This is a genomic window from Paraburkholderia sp. WS6 (genome assembly GCF_030464835.1).
GTDB classification, from domain to species: Bacteria; Pseudomonadota; Gammaproteobacteria; order Burkholderiales; family Burkholderiaceae; genus Paraburkholderia; species Paraburkholderia madseniana.
Window position 1 is genome coordinate 1 of record NZ_JALQCK010000050.1, and the last position, 20331, is coordinate 20331.

General features: G+C 63.3%; 16 protein-coding genes. 10 read left to right on the top strand and 6 right to left on the bottom strand.

Annotated features, from left to right (window positions below; translation table 11 throughout):
* From M0D64_RS38150 to M0D64_RS38160, 3 genes are all read right to left on the bottom strand, one after another.
* The coding region (locus tag M0D64_RS38150; RefSeq protein ID WP_266261468.1) for a cobalamin-dependent protein at positions 1-1734 on the bottom strand (1734 nt) is incomplete at its 3' end.
* 78 nt (positions 1735-1812) lie between these two features.
* A complete protein-coding gene (locus tag M0D64_RS38155) occupies positions 1813-2751 on the bottom strand; it encodes a LysR family transcriptional regulator (protein ID WP_266261469.1) in 939 nt (312 codons plus the stop codon).
* 216 nt (positions 2752-2967) lie between these two features.
* The gene (locus M0D64_RS38160; protein ID WP_171925104.1) at positions 2968-4056 is read right to left on the bottom strand and encodes a porin; all 1089 of its coding nucleotides are present in this window, start codon (positions 4054-4056) and stop codon (positions 2968-2970) included.
* Between M0D64_RS38160 and M0D64_RS38165 the strand changes: the two genes are divergently transcribed.
* The gene (locus tag M0D64_RS38165) at positions 4055-4318 is read left to right on the top strand and encodes a hypothetical protein (RefSeq protein WP_266261470.1); all 264 of its coding nucleotides are present in this window, start codon (positions 4055-4057) and stop codon (positions 4316-4318) included. The two genes, M0D64_RS38160 and M0D64_RS38165, sit on opposite strands and share 2 nt — an antisense overlap.
* A 302-nt stretch (positions 4319-4620) precedes the next feature.
* Here M0D64_RS38165 and M0D64_RS38170 read toward each other — a convergent pair whose 3' ends face one another.
* Positions 4621-5169 (bottom strand): hypothetical protein, encoded by a 549-nt coding sequence (locus M0D64_RS38170; protein WP_266261505.1) that lies wholly within the window; start codon positions 5167-5169, stop codon positions 4621-4623.
* Between the two features lie 553 nt (positions 5170-5722).
* Here M0D64_RS38170 and M0D64_RS38175 point away from each other — a divergent pair.
* The 9 genes from M0D64_RS38175 (at position 5723) to M0D64_RS38215 (ending at position 17988) form a co-directional block, all read left to right on the top strand.
* Entirely contained in the window at positions 5723-6751 is a 1029-nt protein-coding gene (locus M0D64_RS38175) for a bile acid:sodium symporter family protein (protein ID WP_266261471.1), read from the top strand.
* A gap of 276 nt (positions 6752-7027) precedes the next feature.
* Positions 7028-8881 (top strand): phosphodiesterase, encoded by a 1854-nt coding sequence (locus M0D64_RS38180; protein ID WP_266261472.1) that lies wholly within the window; start codon positions 7028-7030, stop codon positions 8879-8881.
* A 200-nt stretch (positions 8882-9081) separates the two neighbouring features.
* Positions 9082-10068 carry a LacI family DNA-binding transcriptional regulator gene (locus M0D64_RS38185; RefSeq protein ID WP_154558835.1) on the top strand — a complete coding sequence of 329 codons (987 nt, stop codon included), beginning with the start codon at positions 9082-9084 and terminating at the stop codon, positions 10066-10068.
* Positions 10065-11339 (top strand): AGE family epimerase/isomerase, encoded by a 1275-nt coding sequence (locus tag M0D64_RS38190; protein WP_266261473.1) that lies wholly within the window; start codon positions 10065-10067, stop codon positions 11337-11339. Before M0D64_RS38185 ends, M0D64_RS38190 begins: the two co-directional genes overlap by 4 nt.
* A 5-nt stretch (positions 11340-11344) precedes the next feature.
* A complete protein-coding gene (locus M0D64_RS38195) occupies positions 11345-12262 on the top strand; it encodes a carbohydrate kinase (RefSeq protein ID WP_266261474.1) in 918 nt (305 codons plus the stop codon).
* Between the two features lie 133 nt (positions 12263-12395).
* Positions 12396-12626: a hypothetical protein gene (locus M0D64_RS38200; RefSeq protein WP_154558838.1), complete on the top strand. Its 231-nt coding sequence runs from the start codon at positions 12396-12398 to the stop codon at positions 12624-12626.
* A gap of 61 nt (positions 12627-12687) precedes the next feature.
* Positions 12688-12933 (top strand): hypothetical protein, encoded by a 246-nt coding sequence (locus M0D64_RS38205; RefSeq protein ID WP_074285658.1) that lies wholly within the window; start codon positions 12688-12690, stop codon positions 12931-12933.
* A 267-nt stretch (positions 12934-13200) separates the two neighbouring features.
* Positions 13201-14172, top strand: coding sequence for an ion channel (locus M0D64_RS38210; protein ID WP_266261475.1), 972 nt, complete (start codon positions 13201-13203; stop codon positions 14170-14172).
* 228 nt (positions 14173-14400) lie between these two features.
* Complete coding sequence (locus M0D64_RS38215) at positions 14401-17988, top strand: indolepyruvate ferredoxin oxidoreductase family protein (protein WP_266261476.1); 3588 nt, start codon at positions 14401-14403, stop codon at positions 17986-17988.
* 117 nt (positions 17989-18105) lie between these two features.
* On the opposite strand, the gene M0D64_RS38220 is transcribed toward M0D64_RS38215, so the two are convergent.
* Both M0D64_RS38220 and M0D64_RS38225 read right to left on the bottom strand, forming a co-directional pair.
* Positions 18106-18807, bottom strand: coding sequence for a copper homeostasis protein CutC (locus M0D64_RS38220; protein ID WP_266241934.1), 702 nt, complete (start codon positions 18805-18807; stop codon positions 18106-18108).
* A gap of 111 nt (positions 18808-18918) precedes the next feature.
* A complete protein-coding gene (locus M0D64_RS38225; protein ID WP_154558842.1) occupies positions 18919-20187 on the bottom strand; it encodes an EAL domain-containing protein in 1269 nt (422 codons plus the stop codon).
* Positions 20188-20331: the final 144 nt, after the last annotated feature.

Genomic DNA, 20331 nt, shown 5'->3' on the forward strand with positions numbered 1-20331 from the left:
GCCTGTGCCTGTGCCTGTGCCTGTGCCTGTGCCTGTGCCTGTGCCTGTGCCTGCATCAGCTTCGGCGAGCATGCGGCGCGCTTCTGTAAGTTGCCAGCGCTCACGCGCCACCCGTGCTTGCGCGTCGGCACGCTCGCGATACGCGTGAACGGTCTGCGCGACATCCGCCAGATAGCGCACGCGTGCCGGCGGCACGATGGCGTTGCGGCCGCTCGAAAAGCGCAGGTTGTCGAGCACCGGCAGGCGGCCGCCGCCCGAGCGCAGACCGTGCGTGCGCAGCGCCTCGGCCACGTGCTGATACAGCGCGGTCACGCCGTCGTCGTTAAAGCGCGAGGCGATCGTGCCGAACACCGGCATCGCGTCGGGCGCCTTCGCGAAGTCGCCACGGTTGCGCTGCACCTGCTTCGCGACATCGCGCAACGCATCCGGCGCACCTTTACGGTCGAACTTGTTGATCGCGACGAAGCTGGCGAAGTCGAGCATGTCGATCTTTTCCAGTTGACTCGCCGCACCGAATTCCGGCGTCATCACATACAGGGATTCGTCGACGAACGGCACGATCGCCGCATTGCCCTGCCCGATCCCGGACGTTTCGACGATGATCAGATCGAAGCCCGCGGCCTTGCACAGCTTGAGCACGTCTTCCAATGAACTCGTGATTTCGCTCGATGCGTCACGCGTCGCCATCGAACGCATATAGACGCGCGCGCCGCCGCCCCAATCACCGATCGCGTTCATGCGGATGCGGTCGCCGAGCAGCGCGCCGCCGGATTTTCGACGCGACGGATCAATGGCCAGCACGGCAATGGTGAGTGCGTCGCCATAGTCGAGTCGAAAACGGCGAATCAGTTCGTCGGTGAGCGAGGATTTGCCGGCGCCGCCGGTGCCGGTAATGCCCAGGACGGGGACCGCGACCGCCTCGGCGAGGACCGATAGTATTTCCTGCTCGGCTGATTTGACGCGGCCCGCTTCGTACGCGCTGACCAGTTGCGCAAGGCGGCGGAAGGTGAAGTCTGCAGGGTCTGGTTGTTCGGAGGTGCTGGCGATGCCGATGGTGCCGTCGGGACTGACCATGCCACCGATCTGGCTGCCGTGGAGCGCTCCACCCGCCTGCCGCGCCTTGCCGGAAAGATCGCGCGCGTTGGCGTGATCATCAGTCCGTGTCTCGACGTGCGACGCTGCGCGCGGCTCGAAACGCGGCAGCCCACTCGCCGACAAATCGGCCACCCACTCGCCAACCGGACTCTCCCGTACGGCGGCCGCAGCGCGCGCCACCTCAGCGCAGCGCGCAATCATGTCGTCGATCATGCCTTGCAGGCCGAGCCGCTGGCCGTCATGCGGCGAGTAGATCTTCTCGACACCATAACGCTCGAGCTCGGCAATCTCGTCAGGAACGATCACGCCCCCACCGCCGCCGAATACCTTGATGCGCTCGCCGCCGCGCGCGCGCAACAGGTCGACGAGATAGCGGAAGTATTCGTTATGGCCGCCCTGATAGCTGGACACGGCGACGCCGTCGGCGTCTTCGTGCAGCGCGGCGGTGGCCACTTCATCGACGGAGCGGTTGTGGCCAAGGTGAATCACCTCGACGCCGCTCGCTTGCAGGATGCGCCGCATGATGTTGATCGACGCATCGTGGCCATCGAACAGCGCAGCGGCGGTGACGAAACGCAGGCGCCGGCCCGCGGGCAGCTTGTGGCCACCGGCGCGCTGCGGCGTGGACAGATCGGTCATGTCTCCCCCAGATCGTTACGCGTATGGGTGCTGGCAACCAGTATAGCTAAACGGGTAGGAGCGCCTCGACCGGGCCGCCTACCGCACCGCCAGCGCTTTGATCTGCTCGAGCGAAGGCCACAGCGATTCGTTCGCGAACCGCTCGGCGAGGAAGTCGACAAACGAACGCACCTTGGCCGACAGATGCCTGCGGCTCGCGTACACGACATGGATCGGCAACTCGCGCGGCGGCACGTCGTCCACCAGCAGCGGCACCAGACGCCCCGTGGCCAGATCGTCGCCGATCACCTCGGTGCCGAGCATCGCGATACCCGCGCCTTGCAGCACGATCACGCGCTGCGCCTCCAGGTGGTTGACGATCAGGTTGCCGGTGAGGCGCACGCGCGGCGTGCCGTTGCCGGTCGCGGTCGCGATTTCCAGGGGAGCCACGCCCGCGTATTGCAGATAGTTGTGACGCGCCAGATCGGCGACGGTCTTCGGCGTGCCGTGCCGGCGCAGATAGGCCGGCGATGCGCACAGCACCAGATGGGCGGTCGCAATCTGACGCGCGATCAGCGAAGACGACTTCAGCCCGCTCGGTGAAGCCCGGATCGCGACGTCGAAGCCTTCGTCGATCAGTTCGACCACGCGGTCGGACAGGGTTATGTCCACGGTGACCTGCGGATACTGCGCGGCGTAGTCGGCCACCGCGGCCATCACATGGCTCAAGCCGAAGGCCGACAGCGACGACACCCGCAAGCGTCCTTGTGGCACGACGCTCGCCGCGCCCACCACCTGCTCGGCTTCTTCGAGTTCGCTGAGCACCTGGTTCAAGCGCTCGTAGTATTCGCGACCCGCCTCGGTCGGCGCGACACGGCGCGTCGTGCGGTTCAGCAAACGCGCGCCGAGCTGCTGCTCGAGGTGCATCACATGCTTGCTCGCCATTGCTGCCGACATCTCCATCCGCTCGGCCGCGCCGACAAAGCTGCCGACTTCGACCACATGGCGAAACACTTTCATGCTGACAAGGGTATCCATCTCAATCGCTCGCCTCAGGAATCAATCGGCGCCATTTTGCCGGGTTTATCAAAGACTGGGCGGCAAATCGGATGGACGCGGGCGCAAAAAACGGACGCCATAAGCAGTAAAGCCCACCTTCCGGAGAAGGTGGGCTTTACTGGTACTGCCTGGTTCGGCAGGGTTGGCATCGCGCGGTACCTGCTCGCAGGCGCCGCATGCTTTACCCCCAGAGGCTTAGAACTTCGCGCGCAGGCCGACGCCGTACGTGTTGCCGCTCGACTGGCTGGTAATCTTGTCGTACATATAAGCCGCGTAGATATCCGTGCGCTTTGACAGCGGATAGTCGTAGCCGACTGCAGCCGTCTGGCGGGTCTGGTCGAAGCCGCCGCCGTCGCGCGAATAGGCGTACGACGCCATCACCGTGCCCGGGCCGGCCGGCACGGACACGCCGCCCTGCGCCGTATTCACGTGCCAGCTCGAGATGGTTTGCTGGTTATACGTGTACATGTACTGCCCAAAGAACTTCACGAACTTCATGTCGTACGAGACGCCGGCTTGCGCCACGCTCTGGCTCTTCAGGCCCGGAACACCCGACGTATTGAAGCTGCCGAGGTCGACCGGCACATTGTTGAAGTTCACGTACTGGTACACCGCGGTCGCCGCGAACGGGCCGTGGAAGTACAGCACCTGGCCGCTCCACTTCTTCGCGCTGTTCTGACCGGCCGTGTTGCCGAGCGCGTACATCGCCGTCGCGGACAGGCCGTTGAAGTTCGGCGACGAGTACGACACCGCGTTGTTCCAGCCCGAATCACCTGTCACGCCCTGATCCGTCGAGTACGTCGGGAACGTGCCCAGCCCGAGGTACACGTGGGTCACCATCGGCGAGAACACGTACGAGTCGATGAACGGGTTGAACAGAATCGTCGACACGAACAGCGGCGTGGTCAGACGGCCTGCCGTCACCGTGCCGTACGGCGATTCGATACCGACGTACGCGTTACGCGAGAACATCGTGTCGCCCTGGAAGCGGCCGAACTGGCCGTTCTGCGCACGGAAGAAGCCTTCTAACGTGAAGATCGCCTTGTAGCCGTTGCCCAGATCCTCAGCCCCCTTCAAGCCCCAGTACGACGTCGACATGCCGCCACCGGACACCTGGACCGCCGTCTTGCCGCCCGGGAATTTCTGCGCGCCGACCCATTCGTCGACCTGACCGTAGAGTTGCACGCTCGATTGCGCAAAAGCAGACGATGCACTGGCCAGCAGGGCGGCACACGCGGTTGCCTTGAGGGTGGTCTTCAGCGCACTGCTGATGCTTGTTTTCATGGATTCTCCTGTCTTTGTCGAAAAAGGTGTAGCTGTGCGAAAGGGGAAGCTCGCGCGAATGATTGTTGTTGTCCGTTCGATCATCGAGCCAATCTGGGCGGGACCATCTTTGCGGACCATTTTTATGGACAAAAATATCGTGGGTTATTGCGGGTATAGCGATCTGATTAGTTTTGCCACTTATCGGCCTGATAAAGCGGCGGCCGTGTACGTCGTCACTGCATCGCCGCGGACTTTGCGGTTCCGCGCAAAGCGTTACTGACATTGCGCCCGACTGGGTGATAACGGTTCAAATGACATGCGGATGACGCGCCGTGGCGAAAACGATCAAATTTGACGACGGGAGACGGTTTGCTGCCGAATGTTTTCAAAAAAGTGTGGTGTCGAAACGTCACATTGACAGGGGCTTTTTGGACGGCAGCGACGCGCAATACCACAGCAACCGGTTTGAAAGCCGGAAAAGCGGATTCGGCGAAGCATGGGAGGGAAAATCGGTGAGACGAGAGGTACGACGAGGAGCGGCGTTAGACCGCATTGCGCGGGAGCAAGACTCCCATGCTGCAGTTAGTTACGGTACGGCGAACCTTCCTGCTGACGCGGGTCGTCCCCTTGGCGCTGCACTGCACGCGGGGCGCCGCGCTCTTCGTTGTAGCGGGCGACATCGGCGCGAATCGAACCGGCGCGAACCGGCGCGTTGGGCGGCGGACGCGGCACCGCGCGCGATTCGGCGCTGACAGGCGTGATAGCGCCGGCGTACTGCATGCCGCCGCGGCTGTCGTTAGGATATCCGGCCGGCCCGGTGACACGATGCATGCCGGGGTTGTAGCCGCCAAAGCCGTTGGCGTAGTTGCCGGGGGCGAAGTTCGAACCGCCACGCGGCGAGTGCGCGTTGCTCTCGGCCATGTTGTTGCGAGCCGGTCTCGCATTGGCGGCGCCATAGTAATAGCCACTGTTGCGCGCATCACCGCGCATTGCGTGACCCGTGGCGGCATGCGAATAACCACCACCACCGCCGCCGTGCGGTACGCCAGGCACTTTTGCATAGGCGAACGAGCACAGCGCAGTGATAACCGCGCCCAACGCCCAGTGCTTCGTTCTCGACAACCCGTCCACCAAGTGACTCACATGCCCGAAGACCTGCCTGAAGCCCACCGTTCGAGCTGCGATGGACTTGTTCTGGGACCGGCACGAGCGCTGCGTATCTGTCGCGGCGCGGGGCATCCCGATGGCCTTTGAGCGTAATTTATGGGTGCCGGCAAAGGGTGTCGAGCCAAAAAGTGTTAGGCCTCGACCGCTGTTGTAACACCTTGTTACTGCGACGTTTTTCCGCGACAGTGTCCTTGCGCGAAAGCCTTGAAACAGCTTGCTCGAGCGGCCTTTGCAAGATCCGCTGAGGGTCCCTGAGTATGACGAATCCAAGCCGGTTTTTTGCCGGATTGTCAAAACGGCAGTGGACCAAACAGATACGGTCACCAATACTGGAACTGCCCGCCGGCCCGGGCGTGAGACCGCCGAGGCAACGATCTGATGCGCGACGCTCATTAATCGATTCGGTAAATGAATTTGCATATTCAATCGGTTTTCAACAACAATAGCCGTTTCCCATAGCCTGAGGCGGGCAGATTCGCGCGCCCTGCTTTCCGCATCACCGAATCGAGATTCCGCCATGGCTCGCCCGAAACTGCTTCCCGACAATTTCACCTTGTGCCTCGTGGGCACCGTGATCCTTGCCAGCCTCCTGCCGGTTCACGGGCAGGCCGCCGTCGGGTTCAACTGGGTGACGAACGTTGCGGTCGGCCTGCTGTTTTTCCTGCACGGCGCCAAGCTCTCACGCGAAGCGATCGTTGCGGGCGCGACGCACTGGCGTTTGCATCTGGTAGTGCTGCTCAGCACGTTCGCGCTGTTTCCGCTGCTCGGCCTCGCGCTTAAACCGCTCCTTTCGCCACTTGTCACGCCGGCGCTCTACGCGGGGGTCCTCTTCCTCTGCACGCTGCCGTCGACGGTTCAATCGTCGATCGCGTTCACGTCCATTGCCAAAGGCAACGTGCCGGCGGCCGTATGCAGCGCGTCGGCCTCGAGCCTCTTGGGCATCTTCATCACCCCCGCCCTCGTCAGCCTCGTCGTCACCAATCAGGCTGCGAGCGGCGGCACCTCGCCGTGGCATACGGTGGGCAACATCGTTTTGCAACTGCTGGTGCCGTTCGTGGCCGGGCAGTTGCTGCGCCCGCTGATCGGCAAATGGATCGAGCGTAATCGCGGCGTGCTGAAGTTCGTCGACCAGGGCTCGATCCTGCTGGTGGTGTACGGCGCGTTCAGCGAAGCCGTCGACGAAGGCCTGTGGCACCAGATCCCGCTGTCCGCACTTGGCGGCCTGCTGTTGATCAGCGTGGTACTGCTCGCACTCGCGCTGGCCGTGACGATCGTGGTCAGCAAGCGGCTCGGCTTCAACCGCGCCGACCAGATCACAATCATTTTCTGCGGCTCGAAGAAAAGCCTCGCCGCCGGCGTGCCGATGGCCAAAGTGATTTTCGCCTCGCATGCGGTGGGCGCCGTGGTCTTGCCGCTGATGCTGTTCCACCAGATCCAGCTCATGGTGTGCGCCGCGCTCGCGCAGCGCTGGGGGGCTCGCGACACCAGCGGCGAAACCCGCGCGGCTCCGCGCGAGCGGCCCGCCGCCGCTGTCGCGCGACGTTGAATACGCGCGCAATGCAAACAGGACATTCATAAGCGCCCTCCCTGAGCGTCATTTGAAGAAAGCCGCCTCGTGCGGCTTTTTTGTTATTTCACGCTCAAACGCCGCCGCTGTCGCCTCAGCCGGATGGCATAGGCAAAGTCCTGGTCGTGGCACAACCGTCGCCAGCTGGCCCAAGGCCGCGACGCACCACCTCGGTGCAACGCGTCACTAAAACTTCACTTAACTCCAGGCTGAATGGGTCGATAAGACGAAGGTCGATCGCTACGCCTAACTGCCATGCAACCTCGTTCGCCCTCCCGATCCGCTACGCCGCGTATCGAGGAGTTGATCGCCCGGCGTGACTTGTCCGCCGTATTCCAGCCGATCATCGATTTCGACGACGGCGCGATCCTCGGCTACGAAGGTCTGATCCGCGGCCCGGCCGGCACACCGCTCGAAACGCCGTTCGCCCTGTTTTCGCAGGCGCTCGCCGAGGGCTGCGCGCTTGAACTCGAGCAGGCCGCCGCACGCACCTGCATCGACGCGTTCGCGAAGCTCGATTTCGACGGCAAGCTGTTTCTCAATTTCAGCGCGGGAGCAATCCGTCAGTTGGCCGACGCGCACGACGACACGCTCGCGCTGCTGCGTCGTCGCGGTGTCGATCCGCAACGGATCGTGATCGAGTTGACCGAGCAAAGCACGATTCTGGATGTCGCCAGCTTCCTGCCGGTGATTTCGACGTTGCGCACGGCCGGCGCGCAGTTCGCGCTCGACGATTACGGCACCGCGAACGCCAGCATGAATCTTTGGGTGCGCCTGCAACCGGACGTCGTGAAGATCGACCGCTTCTTCATCCACGGCATCTCCAGCGATTCACTCAAATTCGAAGCCGTGCGCGCGATGCAGCACTTCGCCAACGCAAGCGGCGCGCGGCTGGTGGCCGAAGGCATCGAGGACGAAGCGGATCTGATCGTGGTGCGCGACATGGGGATCGGCTGCGGGCAGGGTTTTTTCTTCGGCCGGCCGCATGCCCAGCCGGCCAGTAACGTCACCGACGACGCCCGCGACGCACTGCGCGCCGGTCACATCGCCGTATTCCCGGAGACCACGCGCACAGCGAGCAGCGCGTCGCCGTCGGGCGGCATGGCATCGGCGAAGATGATGGTGCATGCGCCCGCGCTGCCGCGCCACGCGACCAACAACGACGTGCTCGAACTGTTCAACCGCCTGCCCGATCTGCATGCGGTAGCGGTGGTCGAACATGACGAGCCGGTTGCGCTCATCAACCGCCGCAGCTTTATGGACCGCTACGCGCTGCCTTACCACCGCGAGCTGTTCGGCAAGCGGCCATGCCTTCAGTTTGCGAACGCGTCGCCGGTGATCATCGAGCAATCGATGACCGTCGAACAGATGGCCAAACTTCTTGCAAGCGACGACCAGCGTTATCTCGCCGACGGCTTCGTCATCACCGACAACCACGGCAAATACGCCGGTCTCGGCACCGGCGAGAAGCTGGTGCGCGCGGTGACCGAGGTGCGCATCGAAGCCGCGCGCTATGCGAACCCACTGACCTTCTTACCGGGCAACATCCCGATCAGCTCGCACATCGCCCGCCTGTTGGGCAACGACGCGGGCTTCTACGCGTGCTACGTCGACCTGAACCACTTCAAGCCCTTCAACGATCAGTACGGCTACTGGCAAGGTGACGAGGTGTTGAAATTCGCTGCCGCCGTACTCGCCGACGTCTGCGACCCGACCCGCGATTTCCTGGGTCACGTCGGCGGCGACGACTTTCTGATCCTGTTCCAGAGCGAGGACTGGCAGGAGCGCGTACTGCGCGCGATTCACCTGTTCAACGAAGGCGCGCAGCGCTTCTACGCGCCCACCGACCGGCTGGCCGGCGGCATCCACGGTGAAGACCGGCGCGGCAATCCGACCTTCTTCAGCTTCGTGACGATGGCCATCGGCTGCGTGCGCGTCGAGTCGGACGGCGGGCCGTCGTTTTACAGCAGCGAGGAAATCGCGTCCGTCGCGGCGCTGGCGAAGCGGCGCGCGAAGCACGAGACGAGCGGCTTCGTGCTGATCGACGCGGATGAGAGCGTGGTGCTGTTACGCGGACAGGCCGACATGGCGGCGATGGCCGTCGACTGAGTGCGCTGGCGCGCCGAGGGCAACGCCCACGCCTTGTTTAGCAGTTTTTACTAAACAACATAAATCAGGCCAGCAGCACTGTCTACGGGTATTTCCGGGTACGGATCACACGTTCACGAGGCTGTTTTAGCCACGTTTTACTATACAATCGGCCGAACCCAAACACCGTGCGGCCGCCCCGCTTGCGGCCGCTTCATTCGATGGCCACAACCATCCGCGACGTCGCCCGCGCGGCCAGCGTGTCGATCGGCACCGTCTCACGCGCATTGAAGAATCAGCCCGGCCTTTCCGAGGCCACCCGCGAACGCGTGGTCGAAGCGGCGCGGCAGCTCGGCTATGACGCCGCCCAGTTGCGGCCGCGCATCCGCCGTCTCACCTTTCTGTTGCACCGTCAGCACAACAATTTCGCCGTCAGCCCGTTCTTTTCGCACGTGCTGCATGGCGTGGAAGACGCGTGCCGCGAACGCGGCATCGTGCCTTCCGTGCTGACCGCCGGTCCGACCGAAGACGTGATCCAGCAGATGCGTCTGCATGCGCCGGACGCGGTAGCGATCGCCGGTTTCGTGGAGCCCGAAACGCTGACCACACTGGTGGCGATGCAACGCCCGCTCGTGTTGATCGACCTGTGGGCGCCCGGCCTGCGCTCGGTGAACCTCGACAACGCCGCGGGCGCCACGCTCGCCATGCGGCATCTGTTCGAACAGCAACGCAAGCGCGTCGCGTTCATCGGCGGCTCGCTCGCGCACTTCAGCATCGCCCAGCGCGCGCTCGGTTACAGGCGCGCGTTTTTCGAAGCGGGCTTGTTGTTCGACCCATCGCTGGAACTCACGATCGACGCAGGCCTCGATCCCGACACCGGCGCTGCACGCGCGATGCACCAGTTGCTCGACGCACCCGGCCCGCGGCCCGACGCCGTATTCGCCTACAACGACGCCGCCGCGCTCGCCGCGCTGCGTGCGTGCCTCGCGCGCGGCATCCGCGTGCCCGAGGATATTGCCATCATCGGCTTCGACGACATTCCCGCCGCCGCGCATGCCACGCCGCCCTTGTCGACCATTTCGGTCGACAAGGAAGCGCTCGGCCGGCGCGGCGTCGAGTTGCTGCTTGAAGACACACCCGCTGAACTCGAAGTCCGCTTGCCCGTCCATCTCATTGCCCGTGCCAGTACTTTGGTAAAAACGCCATGACGCAATCCGATCCGCTTCACCCCGCCAACGGCGCCGCCGCGGCGCCGCCCGTCGACAGCTTTCGCAGCCGCGATTTTCTGCTCGCTCATGTGCAGGACACGCTGCACTTTTACGCGCCGAACGTGCTCGATCCGAGCGGCGGCTTCTTCCATTTCTTCCGCGACGACGGCTCCGTCTACGACAAAACCACGCGGCATCTGGTGAGCACGTGCCGCTACATCTACAACTACGCGATGGCGTATCGTCAGTTCGGCGACCCACAGCATCTCGAGTACGCGCGCCACGGTTTGCGCTTCCTGCGCGAAGCGCATTGGGACGCCGAACACGAAGGCTACGACTGGGAGCTCGAATGGCGCGACGGCAAGAAACACACGCTCGACGCAACGCGCCACTGCTACGGCCTCGCATTCGTGCTGCTCGCGTATTCGCATGCGGCGATGGCCGGCATCGAGGAAGCCAGGCCGATGATCGGCGCGACCTTCGAGTTGATGGAACACCGCTTCTGGGACGCCGCCGCCGGCCTCTATGCTGACGAGGCGACACCCGACTGGCGCGTCAGTTCGTACCGCGGCCAGAACGCGAACATGCACACCACCGAGGCGCTGCTGACCGCCCACGAGGCAACCGGGCACCTGGTCTATCTCGATCGTGCGGAACGGGTGGCGTCGAACATCACGCTGCGCCAGGCGAAGCTGTCGCAAGGACTCGTGTGGGAGCACTTTCACGCGGACTGGTCGGTCGACTGGCATTACAACGAGGAAGACAGCTCGAACATCTTCCGTCCGTGGGGCTTCCAGCCTGGGCACCAGACCGAGTGGGCCAAGCTGCTGCTGATTCTCGAGCGCTATCGTCCGTTGCCGTGGCTGCTGCCGCGCGCGATTGAGCTATTCGACGCCGCGATGACCCACGCCTGGGACGAAGACCACGGTGGCCTCTATTACGGCTTCGGCCCGGACGGCACCGTGTGCGATCACGACAAGTATTTCTGGGTTCAGGCGGAGACGTTCGCGACCGCGGCGCTGCTCGCCAAGCGCACCGGCAACGAGCGTTTCTGGGACTGGTACGACGAGATCTGGCGCTATAGCTGGGCGCATTTCGTCGATCACAAGTATGGCGCGTGGTACCGCATCCTCACGTGCGACAACCGTAAGTACAGCGACGAAAAGAGTCCCGCCGGCAAGACCGACTATCACACGATGGGCGCGTGCTACGAGGTGCTGGCGCACGCACTGCCTGACGGCGCGGCCGCTGCGTCCGAATCCGCGGAGTAAGCAAAATGAGCAACTTGAGCGCAAACACCGAATTCCCCTTCTTCGTCTCGGCCGGCGACATCCTCACCGATCTCGTGCGGACCGGCGCCTCGCAATGGCTCTCGCGTCCTGGCGGCGCCGGCTGGAACGTCGCGCGCTGCGTGGCGCGGCTCGGTTTGCCGACCGCGTGCGCCGGATCGCTGGGCGTCGATAACTTCTCCGATGAGTTGTGGAACGCGAGCATTGCCGCGGGACTCGATATGCGTTTCATGCAGCGCGTGGAGCGCCCGCCTCTCTTGGCGATCGTTCATCAGACGCATCCGCCGGCGTACTTTTTCATGGGTGAGAACGGCGCCGATCTGGCGTTCGATCCGGCGCGCCTGCCGGCTGGCTGGATCGGGCAGGTGAAGTGGGCGCATTTTGGCTGCATCAGCCTGGTGCGTCAGCCGCTGGGCGACACGCTTGCCGCGTTGGCCGCCGAGTTGCGCTCGCGCGGGGTGAAGATCAGTTTCGATCCGAATTACCGGAATCTGATGGAGCATGGCTACGAGCCCACGTTGCGGAAGATGGCCGCGCTGGCCGATCTGATCAAGGTGTCAGACGAGGATTTGCGCATGCTGTTCAAGACGGACGACGAGGCCGGCGCGCTTGCCCAGTTGCGGGCGATGAATCCCGCCGCCACCGTGCTGGTCACGCGTGGACCGGAGACGTCCATGTTGATCGACGGCGCGATGGTTGTAGAGGCCCGGCCGCCACGGGTGGAAGTTGTCGATACGGTGGGAGCGGGCGACGCCTCGATTGGCGGCCTGCTGTTCAGCTTGATGACCGCGCCGCAGCGAGCATGGCCGGAGCACCTGGCCTTTTCACTGGCCGCCGGCGCCGCGGCTTGCCGCCATGCTGGCGCGCATGCACCTTCTTTGGATGAGGTTGTGGCGCTGCTGTAGTTTTTTTGCCTTGTGCGGCGCGTATTGTTGTGGACATCGGTTGCCAACACTGGGCGCCACGCGGCCGAAAAACCGAACCCCGGTCATCGTGCTAGGATGAAAAAACCAACCCTTTGGAAGAAGGAGCGTCGCCATGGATGACATCACCTACACCAAAGGTATCTACACGGCCACCGCCTCGATAAGAGAAGTACAAAGCGACACGTGGCAGGGCATCGTTACGCTTTCCCGCGACGAGGGCGAAGCAAGCACCGACCAGGAGACCACGGTCTACGAAGTCGAAGCCACTTCGTCCACGCCCGAGGAAGCCCTCGAGGAAGCCAAGGCGCTCGCGCACCGCATCCTCGGGGAAATCGAACTCTAGGCAACCCGGCGCTGCGTCCATCGCACAGCGCCGCTTCTAAATCAACCGGCTGGAGGCGATCATGGCTGAACAGCTCTTCCTCTACGGCGTGTACTCGATTCACGTCCGCCCTCTCGAACTCAACGGCGCACGCTGGGACGCGGAATACGAAATCCGGCATCGCGAGAAAGCCGTCAAGCCGTGGACCACCGTCGGCGGCGACAACGGCTACGCGGATGAAGCCGAAGCTATCGCAGCAGCGCACCAGCAAGGCGTCGACGACATCGAACACGGCGCCGGCATTCCAAAACCGAGGGCGTTTCCGTAGACCTTCAGCGGGCGCATTGGTAGAGGCGTGTGCGTCAAGCGAGCGGAATCGCCGCATCTCCCGCACGCTCGCCCAAAGTACCGCAGGCGGGTGTTGGAAGCGCCGCCTCGGCGCCCGTGCAACACGCCGTCGATGTGCTACCTCGACGTCTGTGCAACCTGCCGTTGGGGCACGCTCTCCAACGTCCCTTCAGCGCGCCGACAATCCCCCTCCGCGCGCTAACCGGCGTGCTACGCTTTACGCGTTCTTCCTCTCCACGGGCACGCGATGGCGACCGAATCACCAGACCATCTTTCCAGCATCGGCGACGACGAAACGCGTGCGCAGAAAGGTCGCACGCGCGGCAGCCGGGAATTGCGCCTGGATGATCGCGTCGTTATCGCGCACGGCATGCCGACGCCGCTCTGGCAGGATCTCTATCACCGCGCACTCATGGTCCGCTGGCCGACGTTTTTCGTCTCGCTCGGGGTCTTGTTCCTGCTGCTCAACACCGTGTTTGCCGCGCTCTACATGCTCGGCAACGCACCGATCGCCAATCAGTTTCCGGCAGGCTTCAGCGGCGCGTTTTTCTTCAGCGTCGAAACGCTCGCGACGGTCGGCTACGGCGACATGCACCCGCAAACGGTTTACGCCCACTGGATCGCAACACTGGAGATCTTTGTCGGCATGTCCAGCATCGCGTTGGCGACCGGGCTGATCTTCGCGCGCTTCTCACGTCCGCACGCCAAGATCATGTTCGCCCGCTACGCGGTCGTATGGCCGTACGAGGGCCGCATGACGCTGATGGTGCGCGCCGCCAATGCGCGTCAAAACGTGATCGCCGAAGCGCGGGCGAAACTTCGCCTCATGCGACTGGAAACCTCCACCGAAGGTTATACGCTGCGCAAGCTCTACGACTTGACGCTGGTGCGCGACCAGCATCCCGTGTTCAAACTGGGCTGGGTCATGATGCACGTCATCGACGAAAGCAGTCCGCTATTTGGCGAGACCGCCGAAACGCTCAAGGGCCACGATGCGTCGCTGTGGCTCACGCTCGAAGGGGTCGACGAATCGACCTCGCAGACCATGCAGGCGCGCCATATGTGGCGTTGTGAGCAGATCCGCTGGCAACACCGTTTCGCCGACATCATGCGTGACGAGGGCGGCGTGAGTCACATCGATTACTCGCATTTCGACGAGGTCGTGCCGCTCGATTCAGCACCTGTCTCCGCGCCTATGGCGAAGGCGCCCGCGCCGTAAAAACAGGACTGAAACGCACCAGGGCATACCCGAACCCGCCCGCCACGTGGCAGATCCATCTCAAAACTTCATTAAAACGCGCGCCCCGTCGCGCTGTTTCGTTGAACGCCTCGCCAAGTAGAAAAAATTCACTCCAATTGGCGCTAAAAAATAGAGTCTCTTTCGCCGTATCGCCTTTTGTGGCCCCCACCCCACGGCGCGCGGATGCAAAACATTGGAGACTCACCCATGACCGCTCGCCTGCCCATCGACGGCACGCCCGCTCTCGCCGACTACAAGCTGTCCGATAACCTCACCGCCACGCGCGGCCGGATCTTCTTGACCGGCACGCAGGCGCTGGTGCGCCTCGCGCTGATGCAACGCGCAGTCGACCGCGCGCAGGGCCTGAACACCGCCGGCTTCATCAGCGGCTATCGTGGCTCGCCGCTCGGCATGGTCGACCAGCAGTTGTGGAAAGCGAAGAAACTGCTCACGGCGAGTGATATTCGCTTTTTGCCGGCGATCAACGAAGAACTGGGCGGCACCGCGGTGCTCGGTACGCAGCGGGTGGAATCGGACCCGGAGCGCACCGTCGAAGGCGTGTTCGCGATGTGGTACGGCAAAGGCCCCGGCGTGGATCGCGCGGGCGATGCGCTGAAGCACGGCAACGCGTACGGCTCATCGCCGCACGGCGGCGTGCTGGTGGTGGCGGGCGATGATCACGGCTGCGTATCGTCGTCGATGCCGCATCAGAGCGACTTCGCGTTGATGGCATGGCATATGCCGGTGGTGAATCCGTCGAACATTGCCGACATGCTCGAGTTCGGCCTGTACGGCTGGGCGCTGTCGCGTTTCTCGGGTGCGTGGGTCGGCTACAAGGCAATCTCGGAAACGGTCGAATCCGGTTCGACGGTCGACCTCGATGCGCTGCAAACCGAATGGACGGTTCCGCAGGATTTCGAATCACCCGCCGGCGGCTTGCATAACCGTTGGCCCGATCTGCCGAGTCTCACGATCGAAGCGCGGATGCACGCGAAGCTCGACGCGGTCCGTCATTTCGCGCGCACCAACAGCATCGACAAATGGATCGCGCCAAGTCCGCATGCGAATGTGGGTATCGTCACGTGCGGCAAGGCGCATCTCGACTTGATGGAAACGCTGCGTCGGCTCGATCTGACTGTCGCCGATCTGGAAGCGGCCGGCGTGCGGATCTACAAGGTCGGCTTGTCGTTCCCGCTGGAAATGACGCGCATCGACGCGTTCGTGTCCGGTTTGTCCGAAGTGCTGGTGATCGAGGAGAAAGGCCCGGTCATCGAGCAGCAGATCAAAGACTATCTGTACAACCGCACGCAAGGCACGCGGCCGATCGTGGTCGGCAAGAACGCCGAAGACGGCACGCTGTTGCTGTCGTCGCTCGGGGAATTGCGCCCGTCGCGCATCCTGCCGGTGTTCGCGAACTGGCTCGCGAAGCACAAGCCGGCGCTCGATCGTCGCGAGCGCGTGGTCGATCTGGTGGCGCCGCAAATCCTGTCGAATGCGGCGGATAGCGTGAAACGTACGCCGTATTTCTGCTCGGGCTGCCCGCACAACACGTCGACCAAAGTGCCTGAAGGTTCGATCGCGCATGCGGGGATCGGTTGTCACTTCATGGCGTCGTGGATGGAGCGCGACACCACCGGCCTGATTCAGATGGGCGGTGAAGGGGTCGATTGGGCCTCGCATTCGATGTTCACGAAAACGCGCCACGTATTCCAGAATCTCGGCGACGGTACCTACTTTCACTCCGGCATTCTCGCGATCCGCCAGGCGGTGGCCGCGAACACCACCATCACCTACAAGATCCTCTATAACGATGCCGTCGCGATGACGGGCGGCCAGCCGGTCGATGGCAGCATCTCGGTGCCGCAGATCGCACGTCAGGTGGAAGCCGAAGGCGTGTCGCGTTTCGTCGTGGTCAGCGACGAGCCGGAGAAATACGACGGCCATCACGACCTCTTCCCAAAAGGCACGACGTTCCACCATCGCAGCGAAATGGACACGGTGCAGCGCGCGTTGCGCGATATCGACGGCGTGACCGTGCTGATCTATGACCAGACCTGTGCGGCTGAAAAACGGCGTCGCAGGAAAAAAGGTGAGTTTCCCGATCCGGACAAGCGTCTCTTCATCAACGAGGAAGTCTGCGAAGGCTGCGGCGATTGCGGCGTGCAATCGAATTGCTTGTCGGTCGAGCCGCTTGAGACTGCGCTGGGGCGTAAGCGCCGCATCGATCAATCGTCGTGCAATAAGGACTACTCCTGCGTGAACGGTTTCTGCCCGAGCTTCGTCACGGTGGAAGGCGGTAAGCTGAAGAAAGCCGCGGGCGCCGCGTTCGATCCGGCCGCGCTCGCCGCGCGCGTCGACGCCTTGCCGATTCCCGCGACGCATCTCGATGCCGCGCCTTACGACATTCTGGTGACCGGTGTTGGCGGCACAGGTGTCGTGACGGTCGGTGCGTTGATCAGCATGGCCGCGCATCTGGAAGGCAAGAGCGCGTCGGTGCTCGACTTCATGGGCTTCGCGCAAAAGGGCGGCTCGGTGTTGTCGTTCGTGCGCTTCGCGGCGCGCGACGAGTGGCTCAATCAGGTGCGTATCGACACGCAACAGGCCGACGTGCTGCTCGCGTGCGATATGGTGGTGGGCGCGAGCGCCGATGCCTTGCAAACGGTGCGTCATGGCCGCACGCGCATCGTAGTCAACACGCATGCGATTCCGAACGCGACCTTCGTGCAGAACCCGGACGCGACGCTGCATGCCGACGCGTTGATCGACAAGATGCGCCACGCGGCAGGCGACGATCGCATGTCGACGTGCGACGCCCAGGCGCTCGCCACGCGTTTTCTCGGCGACACCATCGGCGCGAACATTCTGATGCTCGGTTACGCCTGGCAACTTGGCCTCGTGCCCGTGTCGTTCGCCGCGATGATGCGCGCGATCGAATTGAACAACGTCGCGGTGCAGATGAATCAACTGGCGTTTTCGATCGGGCGTGTTGCTGCGGAAGACCCCGCTGCGCTCGAATCGCTGTGGCAGGCACGGCATCTGGCGAAGCAGGCCGTGCGCGTCGATACGCTCGACGAACTGATCGCGCATCGCGAGGGTCGTCTCCAAACGTACGGTGGCGCGAGTTATGTGCAGCGGTATCGCACGTTGGTCGATGCGGCACGCCGTGCCGAAACCGCGGTCGATGCAAAGAGCGAGCGCATCACGCGTGCCGTGGCGACGACGTTCTATCGTCTGCTCGCGGTGAAGGACGAATACGAAGTGGCGCGCCTGCATACGGATGCGGCCTTCCGCGAAGCACTGGAAGCGCAATTCGAAGGTGTCGCGGGCAAGGACTTCGGCATCAAGTTCAACCTCGCGCCGCCGACGCTCACGCGTCCTCAACCGGGAGTGAATCCGACCAAGAAAACCTTCGGTCAATGGATGTGGCCGGTTTTGGGTGTGATGGCGAAATTCAGCGGCTTGCGTGGCACGATGTTCGATCCGTTCGGCCGCACGCTGGAACGCAAGATGGAGCGCGAACTCGCCGGCGATTACGAAACGACGTTGCAACGCGCGTTCGCAAAGCTCAACGCGAACAATCTGGAAGACGTCGCGAAGCTCGCCGATCTGCATGCGCGTGTACGCGGTTATGGTCACGTGAAGCTGGCGAATCTGGCGGGCGTGAAGCGCGGCGAGCGCGATCTCGCGGCGCGCTTGCAGATCGAAGCAGCGACAAGTGTGTCGGTGAAGAAGTCGCTGGAAGAGATGAAAGGCGCCGGGCAGTTGCGCGGGATTCCGGTGGTCGTCGCGAAGTAATTCTTTCGCTCCGTAGATGAAGAATGCCGCTTCGGGTTGAACCTCGAAGCGGCATTTTTTTGCCTGGTGGATTTGCACCGCGTTGTGCCCAATAGCGCTGATTATCTTCCTGACGAATCAGCCACGCTTTGTGTCCAGTAGCGCCCTCACCTGCGCGACTTTCGCCGCATCGACGGGCGCAAGACCGTTGCCGCCAACGCGCACACCCGAACCAAAGTGAACCGCTTGAACTTGCGTCGCGCTCACGAAGCCGGCCACTGCATCGATGGTCAAACCCGCGCCCGCCAGCACCGTGCAATGTGAGCCGGCCGCTTGCCGTACCAGCTCACTCACGATCGACTCTGCCTGCAGCACGGAAGGTTTTCCGCCCGAGGTCAGCACATTCGTCACGGCGTCGAAACCGAGCAGCACGTCGAGCGCTTTCTGCAGATCACGCGTTTCGTCGAACGCACGATGGAAGGTGATCGCCAAGCCATCCGCCGCATCGATCGCACGCGCGAGGCCTTCGCGGTCGATCTCACCATCTGCCGTCAGCATGCCAATCACCACGCCGTTCGCGCCCGCCGCCTTGACTGCACGCACGTCGCGCAGCATCACGGCGTAGTCGTCAGTGTCGTACACGAACGAGCGGCTATGCGGTCGCACGATCACGTTGACGGGTACGGCGCTCGCGGCAACCACCGCCTCGATCAACCCAAGGCTCGGCGTCAAACCGCCCTCGCCCATCGCGGTGACGAGTTCAAGACGGTTCGCACCGGCCTGCACGGCAAGCCGGGCGTCGGCAACGGTCGTGGCGATGACTTCAAGTAGGACTGACATAAGCGCGGCTGTGGGTCGTTAAAAACGACATGATCTCAGAACCGCCGCGCGTCCCGCCAATCTAGGCCATGAGGACCGCCGCTCACCCTCCGGAGCGAAGCATCCGAACCTCTATTCTTCGACCCAATCGATATCGCCGCACAGCACGCACGTCTGATCACCCACGCGCGTCGCCACCGACAGCGTCACACACGGCAGCGCCTCGTTGATCGACAGATACGGACGCGTCACATGCACGCGTTCAGGCGCGTTGATCGCCGCACGGAAATACGGACGACGCAGCCAGTTCGCCCCTTGCGCGTCGGCAAGCGGCAAAAAGCGCGTCTCATGCGCCGCGCGATCGGCACGCAACACGACGTTGCGGCCCGCCTGCTTGCCCTTCGCATCGAGCAGAAAACAGCGCGCGGCATGGTCGAGCGCGAGGAAATTCCAGCACACTTCCTCGAGCGGTTCGCCGGCTGCGAGCCGTTCCGCGGCACGCTCAAACGCCCGCAGATACGGCGTGAGACGGCTCGCATTGCGGCGCTCGCGCGCTTCGGCCTGATCGCGATAGCGGTCGGTGACTTCGCTGATGCAAGTCGTGGCGTGCGCCGCGTCGGCCGCCCCTGGATTCGGCCGGCCGAAGAAAAACCCCTGTACGAAGTCCGCATCGCAGGCGAGCGCCATCTGCGCTTCGTGTTCCGTTTCTACACCTTCGATCAGCACCAGCTTGCCCGCTTCGTGCAGCAGCGCCACCAGCCCCGGCAGGATCGTCGCCATATCCGCACGATGCGCGGCGTGCGACAGCATGATGCGGTCGAGCTTCACGATGTCGGGATTCAACTGCCAGATCCGTTCGACGTTGGAATGGCCCGCGCCGAAATCGTCGAGCGCAATCAGGAAACCACGCTCGCGGAATTGGCGCACGGCGTCGGCGAGACGTTCGAGATCTTCGGCGCGTTGTTCGAGCACCTCAAGCACGATCCGCCGGGGCGACAGATCGAGTCGCTTGAGGTTGGCCAGCAAGGCGGCGGCGAGATACGGGTCGGTGAGCGCGCCGGGATGGACGTTCAGGAACAGCCATTCGCGCTCGGCGCCAAGTACCTTGAAGTTCTCCAGATGCAGGGTCTGGGCGAGCCGGTCGACTTGCAGCACGTCGCCCAGACGCGCCGCCTCGCCGAATACGTCAAGCGGCGACACAGGCCGGTCGAGCGCATCGTGCGCGCGCAGCAGCCCCTCGTAGCCCACTGCCCGCATATGCGACAGGCTGAAAATGGGTTGAAACACGCTGGTTAACGTCAGCTCGCCGTGCTGCACCGAAAAACGTTCGAGCCCCGACGTCACCTCGACATCGAAGCCATGCGGCGCGCTGGCCGTCCTTTCCTGTTGCGCAATCGTCATGCAATCCTCTCACGCGAGAGCCGGGCCGGTCCGAACGCGGAAGCGAACAACCTCGGCACCGTTTCTCAAAATGTGCGTCATCGATATTCCTTAAGCAAGCTCCATGCGCACGCTGGCGCACATTCGAATGAAATTTGCATGAAA